Below are 20,648 nucleotides of genomic sequence, written 5' to 3'. Positions count from 1 at the left end.
GCCCTAGACCCGCCCCAAACTCGGCCGCTTCGGGTCATACGTCCACCCCGGCACCAGATACCGCATCGCGACCGCATCATCGCGCGCCGTACCACCCACCGCGTTGTACAGCGCATGCGCAGCCCCGACCTGCGCGATGTCCAGCTCGATGCCGAGCCCCGGTCGTTCGGGCACGGCCACCTTGCCGCCGACGATCGCGAGCGGTTCGCGCGTGAGCCGCGCATCGCCTTCCTGCCAGATCCAGTGCGTATCGATCGCGGTGATCGTGCCGGGCGCGGCCGCCGCCGCATGCGTGAACATCGCGAGCGACACGTCGAAGTGGTTGTTCGAGTGCGAACCCCACGTGAGTCCCAAGTCGCGGCACAGCTGCGCGAGCCGCACCGAGCCCTGCATCGTCCAGAAATGCGGATCGGCGAGCGGGATGTCGACCGCCTGCAGCCGCACCGCGTGATCCATCTGTCGCCAGTCGGTCGCGATCATGTTGGTCGCGGTCGGGATCCCCGTCGCGCGGCGGAATTCGGCCATCACCTCGCGGCCCGAATAGCCGCCTTCCGGCCCGCACGGATCTTCCGCGTACGCGAGCAGGTGGCCTTGCCCGCGGCACAGCGCGACGGCCTCGTCGAGCGACCACGCGCCGTTCGGGTCGAGCGTCGTGCGCGCGTCGGGAAAGCGCGTCTTGATCGCCGCGATCGCTTCCATCTCGTCGGCGCCGGCCATCACGCCGCCCTTCAGCTTGAAATCGGCGAAACCGTAGCGCTCGACCGCGGCTTCGGCCTGCCGCGCGATCGCGGCCGGCGTGAGCGCCGCCTCGTTGCGCAGCCGGAACCACGGGTCCGGCGCCTGCGCCTCGTCGCGATACGGCAGATCGGTGCGGCGCCGGTCGCCGATGTAGAACAAATACGCGAGCATCGGCACCGCGTCGCGCTGCTGACCTTCGCCGAGCAGTGCCGCGACCGGCACGTCGAGGTGCTGGCCGAGCAGGTCGAGCAATGCGGCTTCGATCGCGGTGATCACGTTGTCGAGCCGCAGGTTGATCTCGTGCGGCTGGCGCAGCACTGCCGCCTCGCCGGCCGACGTCACTTCGTGGCGGATCGTGCGGCCGGCACCGGCGCCTGCGCCGGACAGCGCCGCGCGCACCGCGTTGAGCGTCGCCTGGTAGCGCCCGATCGACTGGCCGACGACGAGATCCGTCATGCGTTCGAGCGCGTGGCGGATGCCTTCGCCGCCCGGTACTTCACCGACGCCCGTGTGCCCGCTGCTGTCGTCGAGGATCACGAGGTTGCGCGTAAAGTACGGCGCATGCGCGCCGCACAGGTTGAGCAGCATGCTGTCGCGGCCGGCGACGGGAATCACCTGCATGCGCGTGACGCGCGGGGTGCCGGCACGGCTCGGTTCGGACATCGGTTCGCTCCTGGTTTCGGTGGCGTGCGGGCCGCCGGACGCGCCGGCGCGGCCCGCGCCGTTCATTGAAGCTCGACGCGGCGGATCTCGCCGACGACGAACAGGTAGCAGATCACGGCGACGAGCGCGTGCGCGACGACATAGACGAGCGCGCCGTTGAACGAGCCGCTGCGGTCGACGATATAGCCGATCGCGATCGGCGTCGTGATGCTGGAAAGGTTGCCGCAGGTGTTGAGCAGCGCGCCGCTCAGGCCGGCGATCTGGCGCGGCGCGGTGTCGGCGTTGACGGCCCAGCCGAGCGCGCCGAGCCCCTTGCCGAAGAACGACAGCGCCATGAACACCACGACGAGCACGTGCGAATCGGTGTAGTTGCAGACGATCATCGACATCGACAGCAGCATGCCGATCACGATCGGCACCTTGCGCGCGACCGACAGCGACCGGCCCTGCCTGAGCAGCGCATCGGACACGACGCCGCCCAGAATCCCGCCGAGGAACCCGCACACGGCCGGGATCGACGCGACGAGCCCCGCGTTGAGGATCGACATCCCGCGCGCCTGCACCAGATAGACCGGGAACCACGTGATGAAGAAGTAGGTGAGGGCGTTGATGCAGTACTGCGCGACGTACACGCCGACCAGCATCCGGTTTCTCAGCAGCGCCTTCACGTGATGCAGCGACGGGCCGCCGTCGCGTCCGCCGATCGCCTGGTCGATGTTCACGAGCGCGCCGCCTTCGGTCAGGTAGTCGAGTTCCGCGCGATTGATGCCCGGATGATCCTTCGGGTCGTACATCGTGCGGTTCCACACCAGCACGAGCGCGAAGCCGAGCACGCCCATCACCGCGAACACCGACTGCCAGCCGAACGCGTGCACGAGCCAGCCCATCAGCGGCGCGAACACGACGGTCGCCGCGTACTGCGCGGCGTTGAAGATCGCCGACGCGGTGCCGCGCTCGGGCGCGGGGAACCAGGTCGACACGATCCGGCTGTTGGCCGGGAACGACGGCGCCTCGGCCGCGCCGACCAGGAAGCGCAGCCCGAACAGCAGCGCGAACGCGGCTGCACCGCCGAAGAAGCCGATCCCGCCCTGCAGCAGCGTGAACAGCGACCAGAAGAAGATGCTGAATGCGTAGACGATGCGCGATCCGAAGCGGTCGAGCAGCCAGCCGCCCGGCAGTTGCGCGACCACGTACGACCAGCCGAACGCGGAGAAGATGAAACCCATCTGCACATGCGTCAGGTGCATCGAGCGGGCCAGCGCCGGGCCCGCGATCGCGATGGCCGCACGATCCGCGTAGTTGATCGTCGTGACCGCGAACAGGACGGCCAGCACGAGCCAGCGCACGCGGGTGCGCCGGGCCGTTGCCGACGCGGACGCCGGCAGCGCGTGAAGCGGATTCATGACTCGTCTCCTCCGAAGGGCGGAAGGTACCGTCGTGCGGCACGCGCGTCGGTGCGCGCGTTGTGTGTATCGATGCCGCCGGCGGGAGACCGGGCACCGGACGCCGAGGCAGGCGGGGCGTCCGGGCCATTCTGTCATGTCGAAATTTGCGCTTTCATGCCAATTGCTGACTTGATCGATTCAGCATTTGAATCGATCGAATGGACGCATGCGGTCACGCGCGCGCGTCGTCCGGGCCGCTGCCGTGGTGACGCGCCACGTGCTGCGCGAGAAACTCGACGGCGGCGCGCACGCCGGGCAGCTGGCCGCGCCGGTGCGGCATCAGCAGCGTCGTCGTGACGGTGCCGGCGCACCAGCCGGGCAGCACGCGCACGAGCGTACCGGACGCGAGCGCGGCGCCGGCGATCCAGTCGGGCAGGCACGCGAGGCCGAGGCCGGCCATCGCCGCCTGCAGCAGCAGCGTCGATTCATCGGCCTGCAGCCGCAGGCGCGGCGTCACGTCGACGGCGTTGCCGCCGCACTGCAGCCGCCACGGCTGCGGGCCCGGGTGGAGCCCGTCGTGCTGCGCGAGATCGGCCGGCGTGTCGGGCGTGCCGGCCCGCGCGAGATAGGCCGGCGCGGCCACGACGACGATCGGGGACGCCGCGAGCGGCCGTTGCACGAGCGCGGAATCGGGCAGCGGCGCGAAATGGCTGCGCACCGCGATGTCGAAGCCTTCCTGCGCGATGTCGACGAGTCGGTCGCTCGCATGAATCTGCAGCAGCAGCTTCGGGTGCGCGATCGCCAGCGCCGGCAGGCACGGCGCGAGGATGTGCTGCGCGACCGGCACCGAACTCGTGATCCGCACGACGCCGGCCGGCTCGGCGGCCTGCCGCAGCACCGCGTCGCGCGCGCTGTCGGCCTCGATCACGGCCGCGCGCGCATGCTCGAAGAATTCGGCGCCGACCGGCGTGAGCCGGAAGCTGCGCGACGTGCGATGCACGAGCCGCGCACCGAGCGTGCGCTCGAGCTCGGCCACGCGCTTGCTGACCGTCGATTTCGGCAGGTCGAGCCGGCGCGCGGCCGCCGACATGCTGCCGGCATCCACCGCCTGCACGAACAGGTAGAGATCGTTCAGATTCACTTCCAGCGTCCACATGAAGAAACGAAGGGTTTCGATTTTAGCGGCTACTGCGCCATCGTTCGCCATGGGAGCATGACGGCTCGTTCAACTTTCACGGAATGTCCCGATGTCTCCGATCCTTCTCTACGGTATTCCCGCCGGCTGCTCGTTCGGCTCGATCGTCGCGCTCGAATGGACCGGCCGCCCGTACCGGCTGTCGCGCATCACGATGCCGGGCGCCGTGACGAGCGACGCGTTCCTCGCGCTGAACCCGGTCGCCGAAACGCCGGCGTTCGTCACCGCGAACGGCGACGTGCTGACCGAAAGCATCGCGATCCTCGGCCATATCGGCGCGCAGGCGCTCGACAGCGGCCTCGCGTTTCGCCAGGGCAGCGCGGCGTTCGACCGGCTGAACCGGATGCTGGCGTGGCTGAACACGACGTTCTTCAACGCGTTCGGCGCGCTCTGGTACGTATACGAACACGACACCGAAGGCGCCGAGAAAGCGGCGCTGCAGGCGTACGGTCGCGGCAAGGTGCTGAAGGCGCACCGTCAGCTCGAAGCGCTGCTCGAGCGCGGCGAAGGCCCGTGGCTGCTGGGCGCGCGGCGCACGCTGGCCGATGCGTACTTCACCGGGATCGCGCGCTGGGCCGACTATCACGCGGTGTTCGAGCCTGATGCGTTCCCGCGCGTCGCCGCACTGCGCGCGCGGCTCGCCGACGATGCCGGCGTGCAGTTCGCGCACGCGATCGAGGAAGACCTGCTGCCGCCGGCGTCGTCGGCGTTCGAAGGACATGTGTCGCTCGACGACGCGCTGGCCAGCGCGCGCGGCATCGTGGTGTCGGCGCGGGTGGTGTGATCGGCTACTTCGGTCGCCCCCAAGGCGGAATCGGCTCCCCATGTTTTTACCCGGATAATATTGACATCCAATTAATACCCGGATAAAAATAGCGTCATTCCGATTCCAGCCTGCGGGCGACCACGATGACCTCTTCCACACTCCTTCCTTCGTACACGGCTTTCGACGGCCACCGGCGGCTCGCGTCGGGTCCGCTCGCGACGGTCGCGCTTGCCGTCCGGCAGGCGGCCGGCGACGCGATGCCCGGCACGATCCTGATCTTCGACGACGCGACGGGCCGCTCGATCGACCTCGATCTGCGCGGCACGGCGGACGACATCCGCGCGCGCTATGCGGCGCCGGCGGCCGACGCGTCCAGCGGCGCTGGCGAACCGGCAGGCGCTGGCGCCGCCGAACAGCGCGGCCGCGGCCGGCCGAAGCTCGGTGTGGTGTCGCGCGAGGTCACGCTGCTGCCGCGTCATTGGGAATGGCTCGGCGCACAGCCGGGCGGCGCGTCGGTCGCGCTGCGCAAGCTCGTCGAGGACGCGCGGCGCACGCACGCGGCGGCCGACCGGCAGCGCGACGCGCAGGCGCGCGCGTATCACTTCATGTCGGCGATGGCGGGCGACCTGCCCGGTTTCGAGGAAGCCGCGCGGGCGCTGTATGCGAACGATGCGGCGCGACTGGCCGAGCTGATCGCCGGTTGGCCGGACGACGTGCGCGACCATGCGCTCGCGCTGGCGCGCGGCGATCTGCCGCCGGCCGCCGAAGACTGCTGACGGAGCGCCGACGCGATGACCGTATTCGACCTGAACCGCGGCGCGCTCGCGCCGGTCGCCGACGAAGTGGACGTCGTCGAGCTGCGCGTGACGGGCGCCATTCCGCGCGAACTCGACGGCACGTTGCTGCGCAACGGTCCGAACCCGCCGGGCGGCCGCTTCGACGGCAACGACATGCTGTCGTGGTGGCCGGAGGCCGCGATGCTGCATGCGATCGCGTTCGACGACGGCCGCGCGGCCGGCTACCGGAACCGCTGGGCGCGCACGCGGCGCTGGGCGGCCGTCCACGCGCCCGGGCAGGCGCCGCAGCTGCCCGACACCAATCCGAACGTGAACGTGCTGCAGCATGCGGGCGAACTGCTCGCGCTGGCCGAGGGCGGCGCGCCGCTCGCGATCACTGCCGCGCTCGATTCGTTCGGCGCGCCGACGCGGCACGCGGGCATCGACGGCGCGATGACCGCGCATCCGAAGGTCGACCCGGTAACCGGCGAGCTGATCCTGTTCCGCGCGGACTGGCGCGCTCCGTGGCTGCGCTACGGCGTCGTGGATGCGCAGGGCGTGCCGCGCGTCAATCTCGAGATCGAACTGGGCGCGCCGTCGATGATGCACGACCTCGCGATCACCGAAACCCGCAGCCTGCTGCTCGACCTGAACGTCGGCTACGACTTCTCGCTGCTGCAGCAGGGCCACCGGATGCCGCTGCGCTGGCACGACGACCGGCCCGCGCGCATCGGCGTGCTGCCGCGCCACGGCGGCGACGTGCGCTGGTTCGGCGTCGAGCCGTGCTTCATCCAGCACGTCGTGAACGCGTACGACTGCGACGCATCGTGCATCGTGCTCGACGCGGTGCGCTATCCGTCGTTCCTGCGGCTCGATGCGCGCACGGGCCGCTTCGCCGACAACCCGGTCGGCGAGCTGTGGCGCTACGTGATCGATACCGCGAATGGGCTGATCGACGAAGGGCCGCTCGCCGACGGCGGCATCGAGCTGCCGCGCATCAACGAAAGCCGCACGGGGCGCCGCTACCGCTATCTGTACGCGGTCGAGCAGCCGAACAACGCGGAAATGCGTGGCGTGATGCGCTTCGACCACGCGCGCGGCACGACGACGCACTACGCGGTGCCGGCCGGCGACCAGAACGGCGAGCCGGTGTTCGTGCCGCGCCCGGGCGGCGCCGACGAGGACGACGGCTGGCTGCTGGTGATGGTCTACCGCGCGGCGACGGATACGAGCGACGTCGTGATCCTCGATGCGCGCGCGATCGACGCGGGGCCGGTCGCGACCGTGCACCTGCCGCGTCGCGTGCCGGCCGGGTTCCACGGCGCGTGGGTGCCGCGCGAACGTCGAGCGTGAGCGGCGGCGCGCGTCACTGCGCGCGCAGCGCGTCGACGATCTTCAAGCGCGCGGCGCGCATCGCCGGCAGGAACCCGCCGACGAGCCCCATCACGAGCGAGAACACGAGCGTCTTCACGACGATCGCGGGCGTCAGCACGAAGCGGAACGACAGATCCGAGAAGGTCTGGAAGTTGGTCGTCGAGAACGACGCGAACTGCATCAGCGACGCGCACGCGAGCCCCGCGACGCCGCCGACGAAGCCGAGCAGCAGCGCCTCCAGCAGGAACGCGGCGAGCACGCTGGTGCGCTTGAAGCCGAGCGCGCGCAGCGTGCCGATCTCGGCCACGCGGTTCGCGACCGACGCATACATCGTGATCATCGCGCCGATCATCGCGGCGATCGAGAAGATCGTCGACAGCGTGATGCCGAGGATGTTGATGAAGGTCGACAGCGCCTTCGACTGGTCGCCGTAGAAGGTCTGCTCGCGCTTCGCCTCGTCGGTCAGCCGCGGGTCGACGTCGATGTCGGCCTTGAAGCGCGCGAAGCCGTCCGCGCTCGGGATGCGCAGCACCATCGACGAATAGCTGGTGCGCCGGAACGACTGCATCAGCTGGTCGACGTCGCCCCAGATCTCCGAATCGAAGCCGCTGCCGCCCGCATCGAAGATGCCGACGATGGTCCAGTCGCGCTGCGCGAAATGCAGGCGGTCGCCGAGCTGCGTGCCGCTGAAGCCTTTCGCGATCGCGCTGCCGACGACGATTTCCGACGAGCCGGGCGCGAACGGGCGGCCGGCCACGAGCTTCACGTGCGGACGCAGCGCGAGGCCGGCCGGCGATACGCCGCGGATCACGACGTTCGACGGCTTGCCGGTCGACGTCTTCACGAGCGAGATCAGCACAACGGCTTCCTTCGACACGAGCGGCCGGCCGTCGGGGCCGAGCGCGACGGCCGGGTGCATCTCGAGCGCGTTGGCCTGCTGATGGTCGATCGAACTCTGGATCTCGGTCTCGGCGCCCTTGCGGATCACCACCGCGTTGTCCGGTTCGCCGGTCGACACGAGCGTTTTCGTGAGTCCCGCATCGAGCATCTGCACCGTCGCGAACACGAAGATCACGAGCGCCATCCCGCCCGCGGTGAGCGCGGTGGTGAGGCGCCGGGTCCACAGGTTGCGCGCGATGTAGGTGAGCGGGATCGCCATGCGCGCCTCTAGCCGATCGCCCGCAGGCCTTCGACGACGCGCACGCGCGCGGCCTGCCACGCCGGCACGAGCGCGGCCGCGAGGCCGACCGCGACCGAGCACGCGGCCTGCAGCGCGATCGTCTCGGTCGACACCTTGAACACCGGGAAGATGCCGCCGGCCGCCTGCTTGAACAGGCTCGCGGCGGGCGGCGTCGCGAGGATGCCGAGCCCGCCGCCGGCCACCGCGATCACGACCGATTCGCCGAACACGATCAACGCGAGGAACCCGGGGCCGAAGCCGAGCGCCTTCAGCGTCGCGTATTCGGCCGTGCGCTCGCGGGCGCTCATCGCCATCGCGTTGGCCATCACGGCCATGATGATCAGAATCACCACGTACGACACCAGGCGGATCGCCGCGATGATCTGGTTCGACATCGCGACGAAGCCGAGCTGGAACGCCTGCTCGGTCTCGGTCAACGTTTCGGCGAGCGAGTTCTTGAACACCGCGTCGACGTTGCGCGCGATCGACGCGCCGTCGTCGGGGTTCGCGACGCCGAGCACGAACACGCCGACCTGGTCGGCCTGCCTCGGCGTGCGCTTGCGCACCGTCTCGTTCAGGTAATCCCAGTGGAACACCAGCTGGCGCGTGATCGTCGAATCGTCGCGGCCGTCGAGAATGCCGCGCACGACGAAATCCCACGTGCCCGGATAGATCGTGCCCTTCAGCGGAATCACGTCGCCGACCTTGAAGCCGAACTGCGTCGCGAGCTGGCGGCCGACGAGGCAGCCGCGGCGGTCGCGGTTGTAGTCGGCGCGCTGTTGCGCCGGCAGGATGAATTCCGGGTACAGGTCGAGATAGTTCTCCGACACCGCGAAGCTCGCGAAGAAGTTCTTCGGGTCGCGATAGATGCCGCCGAACCAGTTCGAGCGGACCACGGCCGTCACGCCGTCGACGCCGCGGATGCGGTTCTCGTAGCTGACCGGCAGCGGAAACACCAGCGAGATCGCGTTGCGCGTGACGAGCCGCCCGCTGGACGCGGCCGCCGCGCCCGCGTACCACGCGTCGACGACGGTGTGCAGCAGCCCGAACGCGAGCACTGCGATCGTGAGCCCGAGCACGGTCAAGAGCGTGCGCAGCCGGTGCCGCAACGCGTTGCGCGCGATCAGCTTCAGCACATACATCGCGCGCGCTCCCGCCGCCGGTCAGCCGGCGTGCCCATCGATCAGCTCCCCTTTTTCCAGATGGACGAGCGAGCGCGCGGCGCCGGCCGCATGCGCGTCGTGCGTCACCATGATGATCGTCTTGCCGAGTTCGGCGTTCATCCGCTGCAGCATCGCGAGCACGTCGGTGGCCGACGCGCGGTCGAGGTCGCCGGTCGGCTCGTCGGCGACGATCAGCACCGGATCCGTGATCAGCGCGCGCGCGATCGCGACGCGCTGCTGCTGGCCGCCCGACAGCTCGGACGGGTAATGGCTCGTGCGATCGCCGAGATTCACCATGTCGAGCACCAGCTCGACGCGTTCGCGCCGCTCGCGGCGCGACAGGTGTGTGAGCATCAGCGGCAGCTCGACGTTCTCGAACGCGGTGAGCACGGGCATCAGGTTGTAGAACTGAAAGATGAAGCCGACGTTCGCCGCGCGCCATTCGGCCAGTTGCGCCTCGGCGAGTTGCGAGATGTCGAGGCCGCCGACGCGCAGCTCGCCGCTGTCCGGCCGGTCGATGCCGGCCACGAGGTTCAGCAGCGTGCTCTTGCCGGAACCCGACGGCCCCATCAGCGCGACGAAATCGCCTTCGCCGATGTCGAGCGTGATGTCGGTCAGCACCGGCACGATCTGGTTGCCGCGCCGGTACGACTTCGCGACGTGGCTGAGCTCGACGAGGGGCGGCGGGGCGTCGTTCACGCGCGCTACTTCTTCGCGACGGTCACTTTCGCGCCGTCCTTCAGCTTCGCGTCCGGCGCGAGCACGACCGTGTCGCCCGGTTTCACGCCGCGCACCGCGACCAGCTCGCCGATCCGCATGCCGCGCGTCACGGCCACCGCGTGCGCGCTGTCGTCCTTCACGACGAACACGACCGGCCGGCCGTCGCGCTCGACCACCGCGCTCGCCTGCACGGCCGTCACCGGCTGCCGGTCCTGCGGCGTCGCGGGTTTCGACAGGAATGCGATCTTCGCGCTCATGTCGGGCAGCACGCGCTCGTCGCGGTCGACGAAGCGCACCTTCACGAGCACGGTGGCCTTCGAGCGGTCGACGGTCGGCACGATGCGCGACACGCGGCCCGCGAAGCGCATGTCCGGCAGCGCGTCGAGCTGGATCTCGCACGGCTGCTCGGCGCGGATTTTCGCGATGTTCGATTCGGCGACGTCGGCCTCGACCTCGAGCGTGTCCATGTCGGCGATCGTCACGACCGCGCCCTTGCTGTCCGACGCGGACGAGAACGGCGTGATGTTGTCGCCGACGTTCGCATGCTTCGCGAGCACGATGCCGTCGAACGGCGCGCGGATCACCGTCTGGTCGACCGCGACCTGCGCGGCCTGCGCGTTCGCTTCGGCCGACACGATCGCGGCCTGGTCGCTGGCGAGCGTCGCGCGCGCCTTGTTCACGCGGGCCGTGTCGATGTCGAGCTGCGCGGCCGGCACCGCGCCCTTCGGCGCGAGCGCGGACGTGCGGCGCAATGCGATCTCGGCGTCCTTCAGTTCGGCCTGCGCGACGCCGAAGTTCGCGCGGGACACCTGCACCTGCGCGCGCGCCTGCGCAAGCGACGCTTGCACGTCGTTGCTTTCGAGCCGCGCGATGATCTCGTCCTTCTTCACGCGCGTGCCTTCGAGCACGCCGAGCCATTCGACGCGGCCCTGGCCCTTCGACGCGACCGCGGCCTTGCGCTGCGGCACGACGTAACCGGTCGCATTGAGTTGCGTGTCGTTCTGGTACGGGTAGGCGGACGTGACGGAGGTGGTGTCGACGGTCGGCCGGCCGGTGAGGGCGAGGCCGGCGACGATCGCGACGACGATCAGCGCGGCGGCGACCGCATAGCGCGCCCAGCGGCGCCGGCGCGGCACCGGGGCGATCGGACGCCGGTCGATTTTCAGTTTGTCCAGATTGTGGTCGGGCAATTTGAGCGCCTCGAGACGGCGGGGGTCGTGTGACCGGCCGCGATCCGGTTTCTGGGGAAAGGGACGGATGGACGCCAGTATAAGCGTCGCTCCGGCGCCGCGCGAGCCGGTTTGCGGCGCCGTGCGGCGGCGGCCTGTCGGGCCGGCCGGCGCCGGCCGACGAGCGCGCCCCCGGGGAAACCCGAGGACGCAAGCAACGTGTCAACTTGCCGCGAAGGCGGTGCGTTATGGAACCAGTGCGTCAGGTTTTGTCGCGACGGCACGGCGCAAGCCGTGCCATGCGGCCTGGGGCTCCGATGCGAATGCCTCGCATCTTTAATTACCGGTACGTTTGATTTTTTCTCCGCTAAAGGAAGAACAATGAAGAAGACGCTCGCTTCGATCATCGCCGCAGCATTCGCTCTCGCATCGGTTTCGGCATTCGCACAGGCGTCCGCGCCGGCAGCCGACACGTCGGCCGCCGCTCCGGCACCGGCCAAGAAGGATCACAGCAAGCCGAAGCACCAGCTGAAGCACCACGGTTCGAAGAAGGGCCAGGCGAAGGCTGCAGCCGCATCGGCCGCCGGCACGAACGACGCAGGCACGCAGAACTAAGCGGTTCTGCCGCCACGGCCGGCGTTGCCGGCCATCGGTCGGCCAGCCCCGCATGCTTCGGCATGCGGGGTTTTGTTTTTTCAGGCACCGGATTCACCCGGTTCGTCGGCCCGGACGGGCGGCAGCGCGCGCATCGCGTCGACCACCGCGCGCATGCGCCGCCAGTGCGAGCCTTCCCAGAACACGCGCCGGCACACGTCGCACGCGGCGAAGCGCCGGTGCCGCAGCCGGACGCCGGCCGGCACGCGCGGTGCGGCGGCGGCTGCATCGAGCGGATGCAGCGGCGCGTTGCAGCGCAGGCACAGCCGGAACGGTCGCATGTGCGGCGCGAGATCGAGCCGCTCGAACAGCTCGTGCAACTGGTCGGCCGGCCGCTGCGCATGCAGGTAGCAGCCGCGCACGACCGCACGCCGCTTGAGCAGCTCGCGGTCGCGCGTCAGCACGATCCGGTTCTCCCGCTCGGCGAGCGCCGCGAGTTCGTCGTCGCGGTAGTGGTTGTCGTAGCAGGTGTCGAACCCGGCGAGGCGCAGCAGTTGCGCGAGGCCGCCGAGATGCGCGTCGGCGACGAAGCGCCATGCCGCCGGTGGCGGCCCCGTTGCACCGTGGGCCGCCGGCCCGGCGCGTTCGGGCAGGACTTCGACACGGTCGCCGTCGTCGAGCGGCCGGTCGAGTGCGGCCGGCGCGTCGTTCACGTACAGCCGGCCGATTTCGGTGTGCGGGACGCCGAGCGCCTCGATCGCATGCTTGACCGTCGCGTCGCGGGCGCATGCGTGCGCGAACGCCCGGTCGCGCTGCGGGCGCGCGAGAAAGGCGTTCAGTTCGCCGTGAAAGCGGAAGGTCGCGGTCGCCATCCGTGCAGTATCGCACCGCGCCCGGCCGGCGGCAGGCGCTGCAGACCGCCGGCATCTGTGTTTAACTCGCGGCTTCACGGAGCGAAGGAGCAGGACATGGATCTCGGGTTTATCGGGCTGGGCGAAATGGGGCAGGCGATCGCGACGAACCTGCTGAAGGCGGGTCACACGGTGCGGGTCTGGAACCGGTCGCGCGAGCGGGCCGAGCCGCTCGCGGCATTCGGCGCGCAGATCGTCGACACGCCGGCCGACGCGTTTCGCGGCGACGCCGTGTTCTCGATGCTCGGCGACGATGCGGCCGCGCGCGCGGTGTTCGACGATGCGCTGCTGGCCCAGGCGCCGCGCGGGCTGATCCACGTGAACATGGCGACCGTGTCGGTCGCGCTCGCCGAATCGCTCGCGCACGCGCATGCGTCGCGCGGCATCGACTATGTCGCCGCGCCGGTGATGGGCCGGCCCGACGTCGCGGCCGCCGCGCGCCTGACCATCATGGCCGGCGGCCCGGCCGAGGCGATCGACCGCGTGCAGCCGCTGTTCGACGCGATCGGCCAGAAGACCTGGCGCTTCGGCTCGCTGCCGCAGCACGCGAACGTCGCGAAGATCGCCGCGAACTTCACGCTCGCGTCGGCGATCGAGACGCTCGGCGAGGCGTCGGCGCTGCTCGGCGCGCACGGCGTCGCGATGCGCGATTTCCTCGACGTGATCACCAGCAGCGTGTTTCCGGGGCCTGTCTACGAAGGCTACGGGGCGATGATCGCCGAGCGGCGCTACGAGCCCGCGCGCTTCAAGGCGCGGCTCGGGCTGAAGGACGTCCGGCTCGCGCTGGAGGCGGGCGACGCGACGTCGGTGCCGCTGCCGGTGGCGAGCGTCGTGCGCGACAGCCTGCTCGACGCGCTCGCGCACGGCGGCGGCGACCAGGATTTCGCGGTGCTCGGCGAGGCCGCGCTGCGCCGCGCCGGCCGCTGACCCGCGACAGGAACGCGGTGCGCACGGCATAATCGACCGTTCGGTTTTCCTCCATTCTTTCAGGCAGAGGCAGTCATGAACTTGCATACGTGGTGGCTTTTCGTGGCGACGGTGTTCGTCGTGTCGGCGATTCCGGGCCCGAACATGCTGCTCGTGATGACGCACGGCGCGCGGCACGGGCTGCGGCGCTCGTCCGCGACGATGGCCGGCTGCCTGAGCGCGCTTGTGCTGATGCTCGCGGTATCCGCGGCGGGCCTCGGCGCGGTGCTCGAGGCATGGCCGGCGATGTTCAATGGGTTGCGCTTCGCGGGCGCGGCCTACCTGATCTATCTCGGCGTGAAGGCATGGCGCGCCCGCGTGGACGACACGCCGGCGGCCGACGTCGATGCCGTGTCGCACGGGGCGTCGGCGTCGCGCGCGGTGCTGTTCCGCAATGGCTTCCTGGTCGCGGGCAGCAACCCGAAGGCGATCCTGTTCGCGGCCGCGCTGCTGCCGCAGTTCATCAACGCGGCCGAGCCGACGCTGCCGCAGTTCGGCATCCTCGTCGTCACGTTCGCGGTGATCGAGGTGAGCTGGTATCTCGTCTACGCGTCGTTCGGCACGCGCATCGGCGCCACGTTGAAGAGCCAGAGCGTCGCGAAGGTGTTCAACCGGCTGACGGGCGGGCTGTTCGTCGGCTTCGGCGCGATGATGGCGCTGGTCCGTCACTGATTCCCGGCCGGCTCCGGCGTACCGAACGCCCCGTCCCTTGCAAGAGGGCGGGGCGTTCGGCTTTTGGAAGCCGCTTCACCGCGTTGCCTGCTCACGCACGCGGCCGATCCAGCGCCGCCGCGCCGGCCCCGCGTCCAGCCACCAGCCCGAACACGGCCGTCGCGCCCGCGAACGCGAACCCGACACCGCATACCGCGCTCCAGCCGCCCCATGCCCATGCACTGCCCGCGAGCGCCGCACCCAGCGCGCCGCCGCAGAAGAACAGCCCGACGAATAGCCCGTTCAGGCGTCCGCGCGCGGCCGGGTTCAGCAGGTTGATCTCGCGGCGGCCGATCGTCTGGTCAACGATGACACCCGCATCGAGCAGCGCCGCGCCGCCGGCCAGCAGCGCGAGCGCGACGCCGCGATGCGCATGCGCATCGAAGCCGAACCAGCCGGCGCCGGCGACGCCGAGCACGACGAGCGCCGCGAGCATCGTGCCGTGCGCGAGCCGCTGCGCGGCCGGGCCGTGGCCGCGGTCGCCCGCGCGGCCGGCGAGCGGCGTGACGATCGCGCCGCTCGCGCCGGCGAACGCGAACAGCGCAATGCCGTGCAGGTCGAGCGCGAACGGCGGCTGCGCGAGCCGCAGCCCGACGGCGGTCCAGAACGCGCTGAACGCGGCCATCGCGAGCGCGGCCGACAGCGCATGCCGGCGCAGCACCGGCTCGTCGGCGAGCAGGCGCCCCATCGACGCGAGCAACGCGCGGTAGCCGGCCGTGATCGACGGCGTGCGCGCCGGCAGGCGCAGCGCGAGCACGACGGCGATCGCCGCGTTCGCGAGCGCGGCCAGCAGATAAAACGCGCGCCAGCCGGCCGACCCGGCGATCAGGCTCGCGAGCGGCCGCGACAGCAGGATCCCGAGCATCAGCCCGCTCATCACGTTGCCGACCGCGCGGCCGCGCTGCGCTTCGGGCGCCATCGACGCGGCCATCGGCACCAGCATCTGGATCACGCTCGACGCGGCGCCGGCCACGAGCGTCGCGAGCAGGAACACGGTGCCCGACTGCGTGAACGCGGGCAGCGCGAGCGCCGCCGCGCAGACGGCGAGCGTCGCGACGATCAGCCGGCGGTTCTCGAGCAGGTCGACCAGCGGCACGAGCAACGCGAGTCCGGCCGCGTAGCCGAGTTGCGGCAGCATCGCGACGAGGCCGGCGAGACCGGGCGGCAGGTGCAGGTCCGCGCTGATCGGGCCGGTCAGCGGTTGCGCGGCGAACAGGTCCATCACGATCACGCCGACCGTCGCGGCGAAGAACAGCGTCATGCCGGTGCTCAGCACGGGCGGCGCGGCGACGGACGGGGAAACCGGGGCGGAGCAACGGTGGGCAGGGCAGTTCATCGGAAGCCTGGGAGGGAGATCGAAGGAACTCCCATCGTAGGGGCCCGATGTTTATGCGACAATTGAAATATGTCTAACATGATTATGCGAGTTTGTTTTGAATACGCGTGATCTCCAGGCGTTCGTCGCGGTCGTCGACAGCGGGTCGATGGTCGCCGCGGCCGCGAAGCTCCACCTGACGCAGCCGGGCCTGACGCGGCGCGTGCAGAACCTCGAAACGCTGCTCGGCGTGCCGCTGCTCGAACGGCAGAGCAAGCCGCTGAAGCCGACCGCGGCCGGGCGCGACGTCTACGCGCTCGCGCGCAACGTGCTCGGCGCGGTCGACGAGTTGATGGCGGCGGGCGCGCCGGACAGCGAGCCGTCGGGCGAGCTGCGCATCGGCGTGCCGCCGTTCCTGTCCGAGCTCGCGCTGGAGCGGCCGATCGACCGGCTGCGCGATGCATTCCCGCGCCTCACGCTGCGCGTGACGGCCGGCTGGTCGCCTGCGCTGGTGCAGGGCATCGAGCGCGGCGCGCTCGACGTCGCCACCGCGATGGTGCCGGCGAGCGCGACGCTGCCCGACGCGCTGACCGCGACGCTGCTCGCCACGCAGCCGACGGTGCTCGTCGCCGCGCGCGATTTCCCGCTGCCGGACGGCCCGCTGTCGCTCGACACGCTGTCGGGTTTTCCGTGGGTGCTGAGCCAGGACGGCTGCGGAATGCGCTCGGCGCTGAGCCGCGCGCTCGGCGCGGCCGGGCTGCCGTTCGACGTCGCGGTCGAGGCCTTCGGCTCGGAGCTGCAGTTGTCGCTCGTCGCGCGCGGCGCCGGCATCGGCATCGCGCCGCCGAACGCGCTGGCGCGCAGTGCGCATCGCGATGCGCTGCGGATCGTGGAAACGGCGGGGCTGGAAACGCGAATCAACGTGTGGATCGTGCACGGCGCGTTACCGGGCCGGCTGATGCGGCCGGTCGCGCTGCTGCGCGACGCGCTGGGCGAGGTGCTCGAGCGGGAGAACGGAACGGGGTCAGGTGCCGTTACGGCGGACTAGAGGCCGCATTCGAGGGAAAATCCTTATTTTCTCTACGGAAATGTTGCATTGCGGAAACCGATTCGATATCATTGGAACTGTCTCCTCCATGTCTCCTCTGATATGGATTCAGCCCGCCACTTAGGCGGGCTTTTTTTTGCGTGCGATTTTGTCGCGGCGCTTCCGTTGCCGGCTGTCGCCGCGCTCAGAACTTGTACGTCATCCCGACGTAGCTGATGATCGGGTCCGCCTTCAGGTCCGATTTCGACTCGGCGAGCACCGAGCCGTCGGCCGCCTTGATCGTCACCGTCGACGTCGTCTTCAGCGGGATGTAGGTGACCGACGCCACCAGCCCGAAGTGTTCCGTCATGTTGTACTGCAGGCCCGCGTTGAACACCGGCTGCCAGGACGACGACGCCTTCGCTTCCACCGAGGTCGTGCCCGGCTTGCCCGCGCCCGCCGCGAGAATCGCGCCGAGGTTGTCCTGCGTCTGCTTGATGAAGTTCGTGTTGAGCTGCAGGTCGCTGAACCAGTTGTACGACACGCCGAGGCCGAGGAACGGCCGGAACTTCGCGGTGGCCTGCCCGAAGTAGTACTGCAGGATCACCGCGGGGCTCCACTGCCGCACGCTCTTCACGATCGGGTTGACCGAGCCCAGCCCGATGTTCTGCGTGCCGAGCGCGCCGGCCGGGCCGGGCGGCTTGATCGTGCCCTGGCCCGACACCTTGAACACCGGCGGCACGCCGGCCACCGACGTGACCGCGATGTGGTCGGTCAGGAAGTGGCTGATCGTCAGGCCGACGGTGTCCGCGCCGCTCGTGTGCAGCCCGGTGCCCGGCGACGTGAACGACGGCGGCAGCCGCAGCGGCGTGTTGATCGGCGTCGGCGCGACGTTGGTCGTCATCGGCGTGCTGCTCTGCTGCGGCATGATGTGGAACCAGCCCAGCGTGACGACGTTGCTGCCGGCGCTCTGCGCGTGCGCCGCGAGCGGCGCCACGGCGGCGGCGCCGGCCGCCGCGCAGAGAAGGGTTTTCTTCATCACGGCTTTTCCCTCCGCTTACTGGACGAATGCGCCGATCGTGAAATACGGCGTCGATCCCGCGTTGTCGAGGAAACCGAACACGCCACCCGTGAAGATGAACTTGCCGGTCGGCGACGTGCTGCCCGAACCCGTGTGGATCGTCGTGACCGTGCCCGGCACCTTCTGCGTGTAGTCGAGATCGAGCGCGGTCGCGAGCGACGCCTGCGACGGCTGGAACGGATCGAGCAGCGTGGCCTGCTTGTCGATCAGCGCGGTGGTCCGGTAGTCGAACTGGCTGTCGACGCCGATGTACTCGCCGTTCTGCGAACCGGCCGCCACCGCCGTCTGCGGCGCGAGGATCGAGATGCTCGATTCGTCGTCGGCGGTCAGGCCCGGCACGCCGTTGCTGTCCGGCGTCGGGTTCGGGTTCGCGACACCCGTGCGCACGAGGATCGGCACGAGCTGGTTGCGCAGCTTGCCGACGATCATGAAGCCCTTGCCCTGCGGCGTGGCCGACAGCGTCGGCTTCAGCTGGCTCCGGTAGTTGTTCGACTGGAACGCGCCGCTGCCGTCGGCCGACTGCACGAAGTTCGTGCCTTGCTGCACGCACGCGCCGCCCGCGAACTGGCCCGTCGTGTCGCACTTGGTCCACGTGCCGTCCGCGTTGATCGTCACCTTCGCGTCGATCGACGCCGGCGCGAATTTCTGCGACGGCACTTCGCCGAAGCCGATGTGGCTGTACGTGCCCGCGACCTTCGTGATGTCGGTTTCGATCGACGAGAAGCCGATGAACGGGTAGTACGGGAATTTCGTGTCGGGCACCGCCGCCTGGCCGAGCACGCCGTCGAACTGGATCTCCTTGCCGGGAATCGTGCCGCCCGCGACGCCGAAGCCGACGAAGATGCGCGCCGGACGCGACGCGTCGAGGCTCGCGCCGTTCAGGCGGAACGCGCACTGGTTCAGCTTGTTGGTCGGCAGCAGCGTTTCCTGCGTGAGCGTGCCGCTGTCGACGGTGCCCGCGCGGGTCGGCACGACGGTGCCGGTCTTTTGCGGTACCGGCGATTCGACATAGGTGACCTGCCAGGTCATCTTGGTCGTGTCGAGCTGCACCTTCGCGAGTTCGCCGCTGCCCGCGCCGCCCGTGAACACGGTGTTGTAGTCGAGCGTGGCCGGGCAAAGCCGGTCTTCGACGAGCGGGGGCGGATTGTCGCTGCCGCCGCCGCAAGCCGAAAGAAGGGGGGCGGCAAGGGCCGCCGCCAGAATGAGGTTGCGCTTCATGTTGCTCCTCCAGATTTGTCTTTGTGCGGCGGCCAGCTCCCTGTCGGCCGCTTCTGTTGGTCGTGCTCGTCCTGCTTGCGCCGTGCCGAGCGCCTTCGTGCCTTCCCTGCAATGCGCGGCGGCAGGCCGGCCGCCGCGTCCTCGATCGCTACTTGCTGATCTGCGCGCCCACGCCGAAGTACGGGGTCGACGACGTCGTCGAATTCGCCGACGTCGGCGTGACGCCGCCGTTCACCGTGCCCTGGATCAGCGCCGCATACAGGCCGCCCGTCGCGATCACCACGCCCGATGCGGACGGGTAGCTCGCGCCGCTCGGCGGGGTAGTCTTCGCGTTCAGCAGGCCCGGCGTCGCCTGGCCGTAGTCGAGCGTGAAGCCGTCTTCCTCGGCCTGCGTGGACGGGTTGATGAACGACGCGTTGCTGCCGCGGATCAGCGCAGCCGTGTACTTGAAGTTCGAGTCCGCGCCCGCGTAGCCGCCGTCGATCGCGCCCGACGTGATCGCCGTCGCCGCGCCGAGCACCGCGATGCCCGATTCGTCGTCGACCTTTGCGTCGGTGTGCAACGGCGGCGTGCCGAGGTTCACGTAGCCGGTGCGCACGATTACCGGCACCGTCGCGCCGTTGAGCTGGCCGATCACCATGTGCGCGGTGGCCGACTTGCCGGTCGCGCCGATCAGGGGCAGCTTCGTTTGCGGCAGGATCTGCGGTGCCTGGGTGCTGTCGAAGTAGCCGCCGTTCGCGCTCGTCTTCCATGGATCGCCGGTGGTCTGGCAGCCGCCCGAACCGCTCGACGTGCACGCGCCGTTCGCATCGAACGTCTCGCTGGAGTTGACGCCCTTCGTTGCATAGTTGCCCGACGGCACGAGGTGATAGAGCAGCGCGTTGTACGTGCCCGGCAGCTTCGTGAGGTCGGTCGTCGTGTTCGCGAAGCCGAGGAACGGGTAGAAGTCGAAGTGGCGATTGGGCACCTGGCCGACGTTCTGGAATACGGGGAGGCCGATCACGCTGATCGTCAGCCCGTCGTACTGAACCGTCGCGCCGGGAATGCCACCGCCCGCCACGCCCATGCCGACCAGCAGCATCGGCGGGTTCGCCTGGTTGAAGTCGGCGGCCGTCGAATAGGTCGAACCGTCCGGCGCGGTGCCGGTGCCCGGCGTGAGGACGAACGCGCAGCGCGTCTGCTCGGCGGTCGGCAGCGTGCCGGTCGGCGGATGGACGACCTTGCCGGTGATCGTCGTGCCGGCGCGGCTCGGCGTGACGGTGCCCGTCTTCAGCGGAATCGGCGATTCGAGCCACTTGAGCGTGTACGTCATCGCGACCGCGTCGATGTTGACGCTGACGATCTCGCCGCTGCCCGCGCCGCCGAGATACGTGCTCTTCACGATATCCGCGTTGGCCGGGCACAGTGCGCCGTTGATCGGCTGCGAAGGCGGCGGCCCTTGCGTGCCGCAGCTCGAGCCGGAACATTGGGGCGCATCGATCGGCGCGAGCGCGCCGCCAGAGTCCCCCCCACCACATGCAACCAGGAAAGGGGCAATGGCAAAGGCCGTTGCCACCCCCTTCGATAAGGCGTGCGACATGCCGCTGTCTCCAATCGTTTAATTGTGCGAGCTAATGTCGCTGCCTGGATTTTTGCTGTCAATTGATGAACCCGTCTAAAAAAGGCGATTGAAACGGGATCGGCAATTTGAATCCTT

At 69.7% G+C, this 20,648-nt stretch carries 19 protein-coding genes; 7 read left to right on the top strand and 12 right to left on the bottom strand.

What is annotated here, in order from left to right:
• Positions 1–3 precede the first annotated feature (3 nt).
• The 3 genes from H0X91_RS29160 to H0X91_RS29150 form a co-directional block, all read right to left on the bottom strand.
• Positions 4–1,401 carry an enolase C-terminal domain-like protein gene (locus H0X91_RS29160; RefSeq protein ID WP_196433571.1) on the bottom strand — a complete coding sequence of 466 codons (1,398 nt, stop codon included), beginning with the start codon at positions 1,399–1,401 and terminating at the stop codon, positions 4–6.
• 62 nt (positions 1,402–1,463) lie between these two features.
• A complete protein-coding gene (locus H0X91_RS29155; protein WP_006497441.1) occupies positions 1,464–2,804 on the bottom strand; it encodes an MFS transporter in 1,341 nt (446 codons plus the stop codon).
• Between the two features lie 214 nt (positions 2,805–3,018).
• The gene (locus H0X91_RS29150; RefSeq protein WP_048986450.1) at positions 3,019–3,993 is read right to left on the bottom strand and encodes a LysR family transcriptional regulator; all 975 of its coding nucleotides are present in this window, start codon (positions 3,991–3,993) and stop codon (positions 3,019–3,021) included.
• Between the two features lie 40 nt (positions 3,994–4,033).
• On the opposite strand from H0X91_RS29150, the gene H0X91_RS29145 reads away from it, so the two are divergent.
• The 3 genes from H0X91_RS29145 to H0X91_RS29135 all read left to right on the top strand — a co-directional run bounded on the left by H0X91_RS29145 (position 4,034) and on the right by H0X91_RS29135 (position 6,876).
• The gene (locus H0X91_RS29145; RefSeq protein WP_077055693.1) at positions 4,034–4,765 is read left to right on the top strand and encodes a glutathione S-transferase family protein; all 732 of its coding nucleotides are present in this window, start codon (positions 4,034–4,036) and stop codon (positions 4,763–4,765) included.
• Between the two features lie 125 nt (positions 4,766–4,890).
• Complete coding sequence (locus H0X91_RS29140) at positions 4,891–5,523, top strand: DUF2239 family protein (protein WP_006497438.1); 633 nt, start codon at positions 4,891–4,893, stop codon at positions 5,521–5,523.
• Positions 5,524–5,538: 15 nt separating this feature from the next.
• A complete protein-coding gene (locus H0X91_RS29135) occupies positions 5,539–6,876 on the top strand; it encodes a carotenoid oxygenase family protein (protein WP_069353190.1) in 1,338 nt (445 codons plus the stop codon).
• Between the two features lie 13 nt (positions 6,877–6,889).
• Here H0X91_RS29135 and H0X91_RS29130 read toward each other — a convergent pair whose 3' ends face one another.
• The 4 genes from H0X91_RS29130 to H0X91_RS29115 are packed head-to-tail and all read right to left on the bottom strand — an operon-like array spanning position 6,890 to position 11,150.
• Complete coding sequence (locus H0X91_RS29130) at positions 6,890–8,056, bottom strand: ABC transporter permease (protein ID WP_006484505.1); 1,167 nt, start codon at positions 8,054–8,056, stop codon at positions 6,890–6,892.
• An 8-nt stretch (positions 8,057–8,064) separates the two neighbouring features.
• Positions 8,065–9,219 (bottom strand): ABC transporter permease, encoded by a 1,155-nt coding sequence (locus H0X91_RS29125; RefSeq protein ID WP_058902217.1) that lies wholly within the window; start codon positions 9,217–9,219, stop codon positions 8,065–8,067.
• Positions 9,220–9,240: 21 nt separating this feature from the next.
• Positions 9,241–9,939 (bottom strand): ABC transporter ATP-binding protein, encoded by a 699-nt coding sequence (locus H0X91_RS29120; RefSeq protein ID WP_006484506.1) that lies wholly within the window; start codon positions 9,937–9,939, stop codon positions 9,241–9,243.
• A gap of 5 nt (positions 9,940–9,944) precedes the next feature.
• Entirely contained in the window at positions 9,945–11,150 is a 1,206-nt protein-coding gene (locus H0X91_RS29115; protein WP_062911058.1) for an efflux RND transporter periplasmic adaptor subunit, read from the bottom strand.
• 360 nt (positions 11,151–11,510) lie between these two features.
• Between H0X91_RS29115 and H0X91_RS29110 the strand changes: the two genes are divergently transcribed.
• Positions 11,511–11,744 carry a hypothetical protein gene (locus H0X91_RS29110; RefSeq protein WP_006494172.1) on the top strand — a complete coding sequence of 78 codons (234 nt, stop codon included), beginning with the start codon at positions 11,511–11,513 and terminating at the stop codon, positions 11,742–11,744.
• 80 nt (positions 11,745–11,824) lie between these two features.
• On the opposite strand, the gene H0X91_RS29105 is transcribed toward H0X91_RS29110, so the two are convergent.
• Positions 11,825–12,595: a Mut7-C RNAse domain-containing protein gene (locus H0X91_RS29105; protein WP_062884169.1), complete on the bottom strand. Its 771-nt coding sequence runs from the start codon at positions 12,593–12,595 to the stop codon at positions 11,825–11,827.
• On the opposite strand from H0X91_RS29105, the gene H0X91_RS29100 reads away from it, so the two are divergent.
• The gene (locus tag H0X91_RS29100; protein WP_256097636.1) at positions 12,485–13,561 is read left to right on the top strand and encodes an NAD(P)-dependent oxidoreductase; all 1,077 of its coding nucleotides are present in this window, start codon (positions 12,485–12,487) and stop codon (positions 13,559–13,561) included. The two genes, H0X91_RS29105 and H0X91_RS29100, sit on opposite strands and share 111 nt — an antisense overlap.
• 75 nt (positions 13,562–13,636) lie before the next feature.
• Positions 13,637–14,272 (top strand): LysE family translocator, encoded by a 636-nt coding sequence (locus H0X91_RS29095; protein ID WP_006489505.1) that lies wholly within the window; start codon positions 13,637–13,639, stop codon positions 14,270–14,272.
• Between the two features lie 91 nt (positions 14,273–14,363).
• On the opposite strand, the gene H0X91_RS29090 is transcribed toward H0X91_RS29095, so the two are convergent.
• Positions 14,364–15,647, bottom strand: a complete 1,284-nt coding sequence (locus H0X91_RS29090; protein ID WP_058902219.1) for an MFS transporter — start codon at positions 15,645–15,647, stop codon at positions 14,364–14,366.
• Between the two features lie 97 nt (positions 15,648–15,744).
• On the opposite strand from H0X91_RS29090, the gene H0X91_RS29085 reads away from it, so the two are divergent.
• Positions 15,745–16,674 (top strand): LysR family transcriptional regulator, encoded by a 930-nt coding sequence (locus tag H0X91_RS29085; RefSeq protein ID WP_058902220.1) that lies wholly within the window; start codon positions 15,745–15,747, stop codon positions 16,672–16,674.
• Between the two features lie 184 nt (positions 16,675–16,858).
• Here H0X91_RS29085 and H0X91_RS29080 read toward each other — a convergent pair whose 3' ends face one another.
• The 3 genes from H0X91_RS29080 to H0X91_RS29070 form a co-directional block, all read right to left on the bottom strand.
• The gene (locus H0X91_RS29080) at positions 16,859–17,692 is read right to left on the bottom strand and encodes an OmpW/AlkL family protein (RefSeq protein WP_196433570.1); all 834 of its coding nucleotides are present in this window, start codon (positions 17,690–17,692) and stop codon (positions 16,859–16,861) included.
• 18 nt (positions 17,693–17,710) lie between these two features.
• Entirely contained in the window at positions 17,711–18,952 is a 1,242-nt protein-coding gene (locus tag H0X91_RS29075) for a DUF2957 domain-containing protein (protein WP_006481600.1), read from the bottom strand.
• A 148-nt stretch (positions 18,953–19,100) separates the two neighbouring features.
• Positions 19,101–20,531, bottom strand: a complete 1,431-nt coding sequence (locus H0X91_RS29070) for a DUF2957 domain-containing protein (protein ID WP_012492289.1) — start codon at positions 20,529–20,531, stop codon at positions 19,101–19,103.
• Between the last annotated feature and the right edge of the window lie 117 nt (positions 20,532–20,648).

It is taken from the genome of Burkholderia sp. 9777_1386, from assembly GCF_015712265.1.
GTDB lineage: Bacteria > Pseudomonadota > Gammaproteobacteria > Burkholderiales > Burkholderiaceae > Burkholderia > Burkholderia cenocepacia.
Note: the sequence above shows the minus strand (reverse complement) of the source record. Positions and strands in the feature narration are given on the sequence as shown.

What these genes read in the sequence shown, in the direction of transcription:
- H0X91_RS29160 (WP_196433571.1), bottom strand. Translation starts at nt 1,401, where the DNA reads ATGTCCGAACCGAGCCGTGCCGGCACCCCGCGCGTCACGCGCATGCAG.
- H0X91_RS29075 (WP_006481600.1), bottom strand. Translation starts at nt 18,952, where the DNA reads ATGAAGCGCAACCTCATTCTGGCGGCGGCCCTTGCCGCCCCCCTTCTT.
- H0X91_RS29125 (WP_058902217.1), bottom strand. Translation starts at nt 9,219, where the DNA reads ATGTATGTGCTGAAGCTGATCGCGCGCAACGCGTTGCGGCACCGGCTG.
- H0X91_RS29135 (WP_069353190.1), top strand. Translation starts at nt 5,539, where the DNA reads ATGACCGTATTCGACCTGAACCGCGGCGCGCTCGCGCCGGTCGCCGAC.
- H0X91_RS29110 (WP_006494172.1), top strand. Translation starts at nt 11,511, where the DNA reads ATGAAGAAGACGCTCGCTTCGATCATCGCCGCAGCATTCGCTCTCGCA.
- H0X91_RS29090 (WP_058902219.1), bottom strand. Translation starts at nt 15,647, where the DNA reads ATGAACTGCCCTGCCCACCGTTGCTCCGCCCCGGTTTCCCCGTCCGTC.
- H0X91_RS29150 (WP_048986450.1), bottom strand. Translation starts at nt 3,993, where the DNA reads ATGGCGAACGATGGCGCAGTAGCCGCTAAAATCGAAACCCTTCGTTTC.
- H0X91_RS29140 (WP_006497438.1), top strand. Translation starts at nt 4,891, where the DNA reads ATGACCTCTTCCACACTCCTTCCTTCGTACACGGCTTTCGACGGCCAC.
- H0X91_RS29155 (WP_006497441.1), bottom strand. Translation starts at nt 2,804, where the DNA reads ATGAATCCGCTTCACGCGCTGCCGGCGTCCGCGTCGGCAACGGCCCGG.
- H0X91_RS29130 (WP_006484505.1), bottom strand. Translation starts at nt 8,056, where the DNA reads ATGGCGATCCCGCTCACCTACATCGCGCGCAACCTGTGGACCCGGCGC.
- H0X91_RS29070 (WP_012492289.1), bottom strand. Translation starts at nt 20,531, where the DNA reads ATGTCGCACGCCTTATCGAAGGGGGTGGCAACGGCCTTTGCCATTGCC.
- H0X91_RS29095 (WP_006489505.1), top strand. Translation starts at nt 13,637, where the DNA reads ATGAACTTGCATACGTGGTGGCTTTTCGTGGCGACGGTGTTCGTCGTG.
- H0X91_RS29100 (WP_256097636.1), top strand. Translation starts at nt 12,485, where the DNA reads ATGCTTGACCGTCGCGTCGCGGGCGCATGCGTGCGCGAACGCCCGGTC.
- H0X91_RS29145 (WP_077055693.1), top strand. Translation starts at nt 4,034, where the DNA reads ATGTCTCCGATCCTTCTCTACGGTATTCCCGCCGGCTGCTCGTTCGGC.
- H0X91_RS29080 (WP_196433570.1), bottom strand. Translation starts at nt 17,692, where the DNA reads ATGAAGAAAACCCTTCTCTGCGCGGCGGCCGGCGCCGCCGCCGTGGCG.
- H0X91_RS29105 (WP_062884169.1), bottom strand. Translation starts at nt 12,595, where the DNA reads ATGGCGACCGCGACCTTCCGCTTTCACGGCGAACTGAACGCCTTTCTC.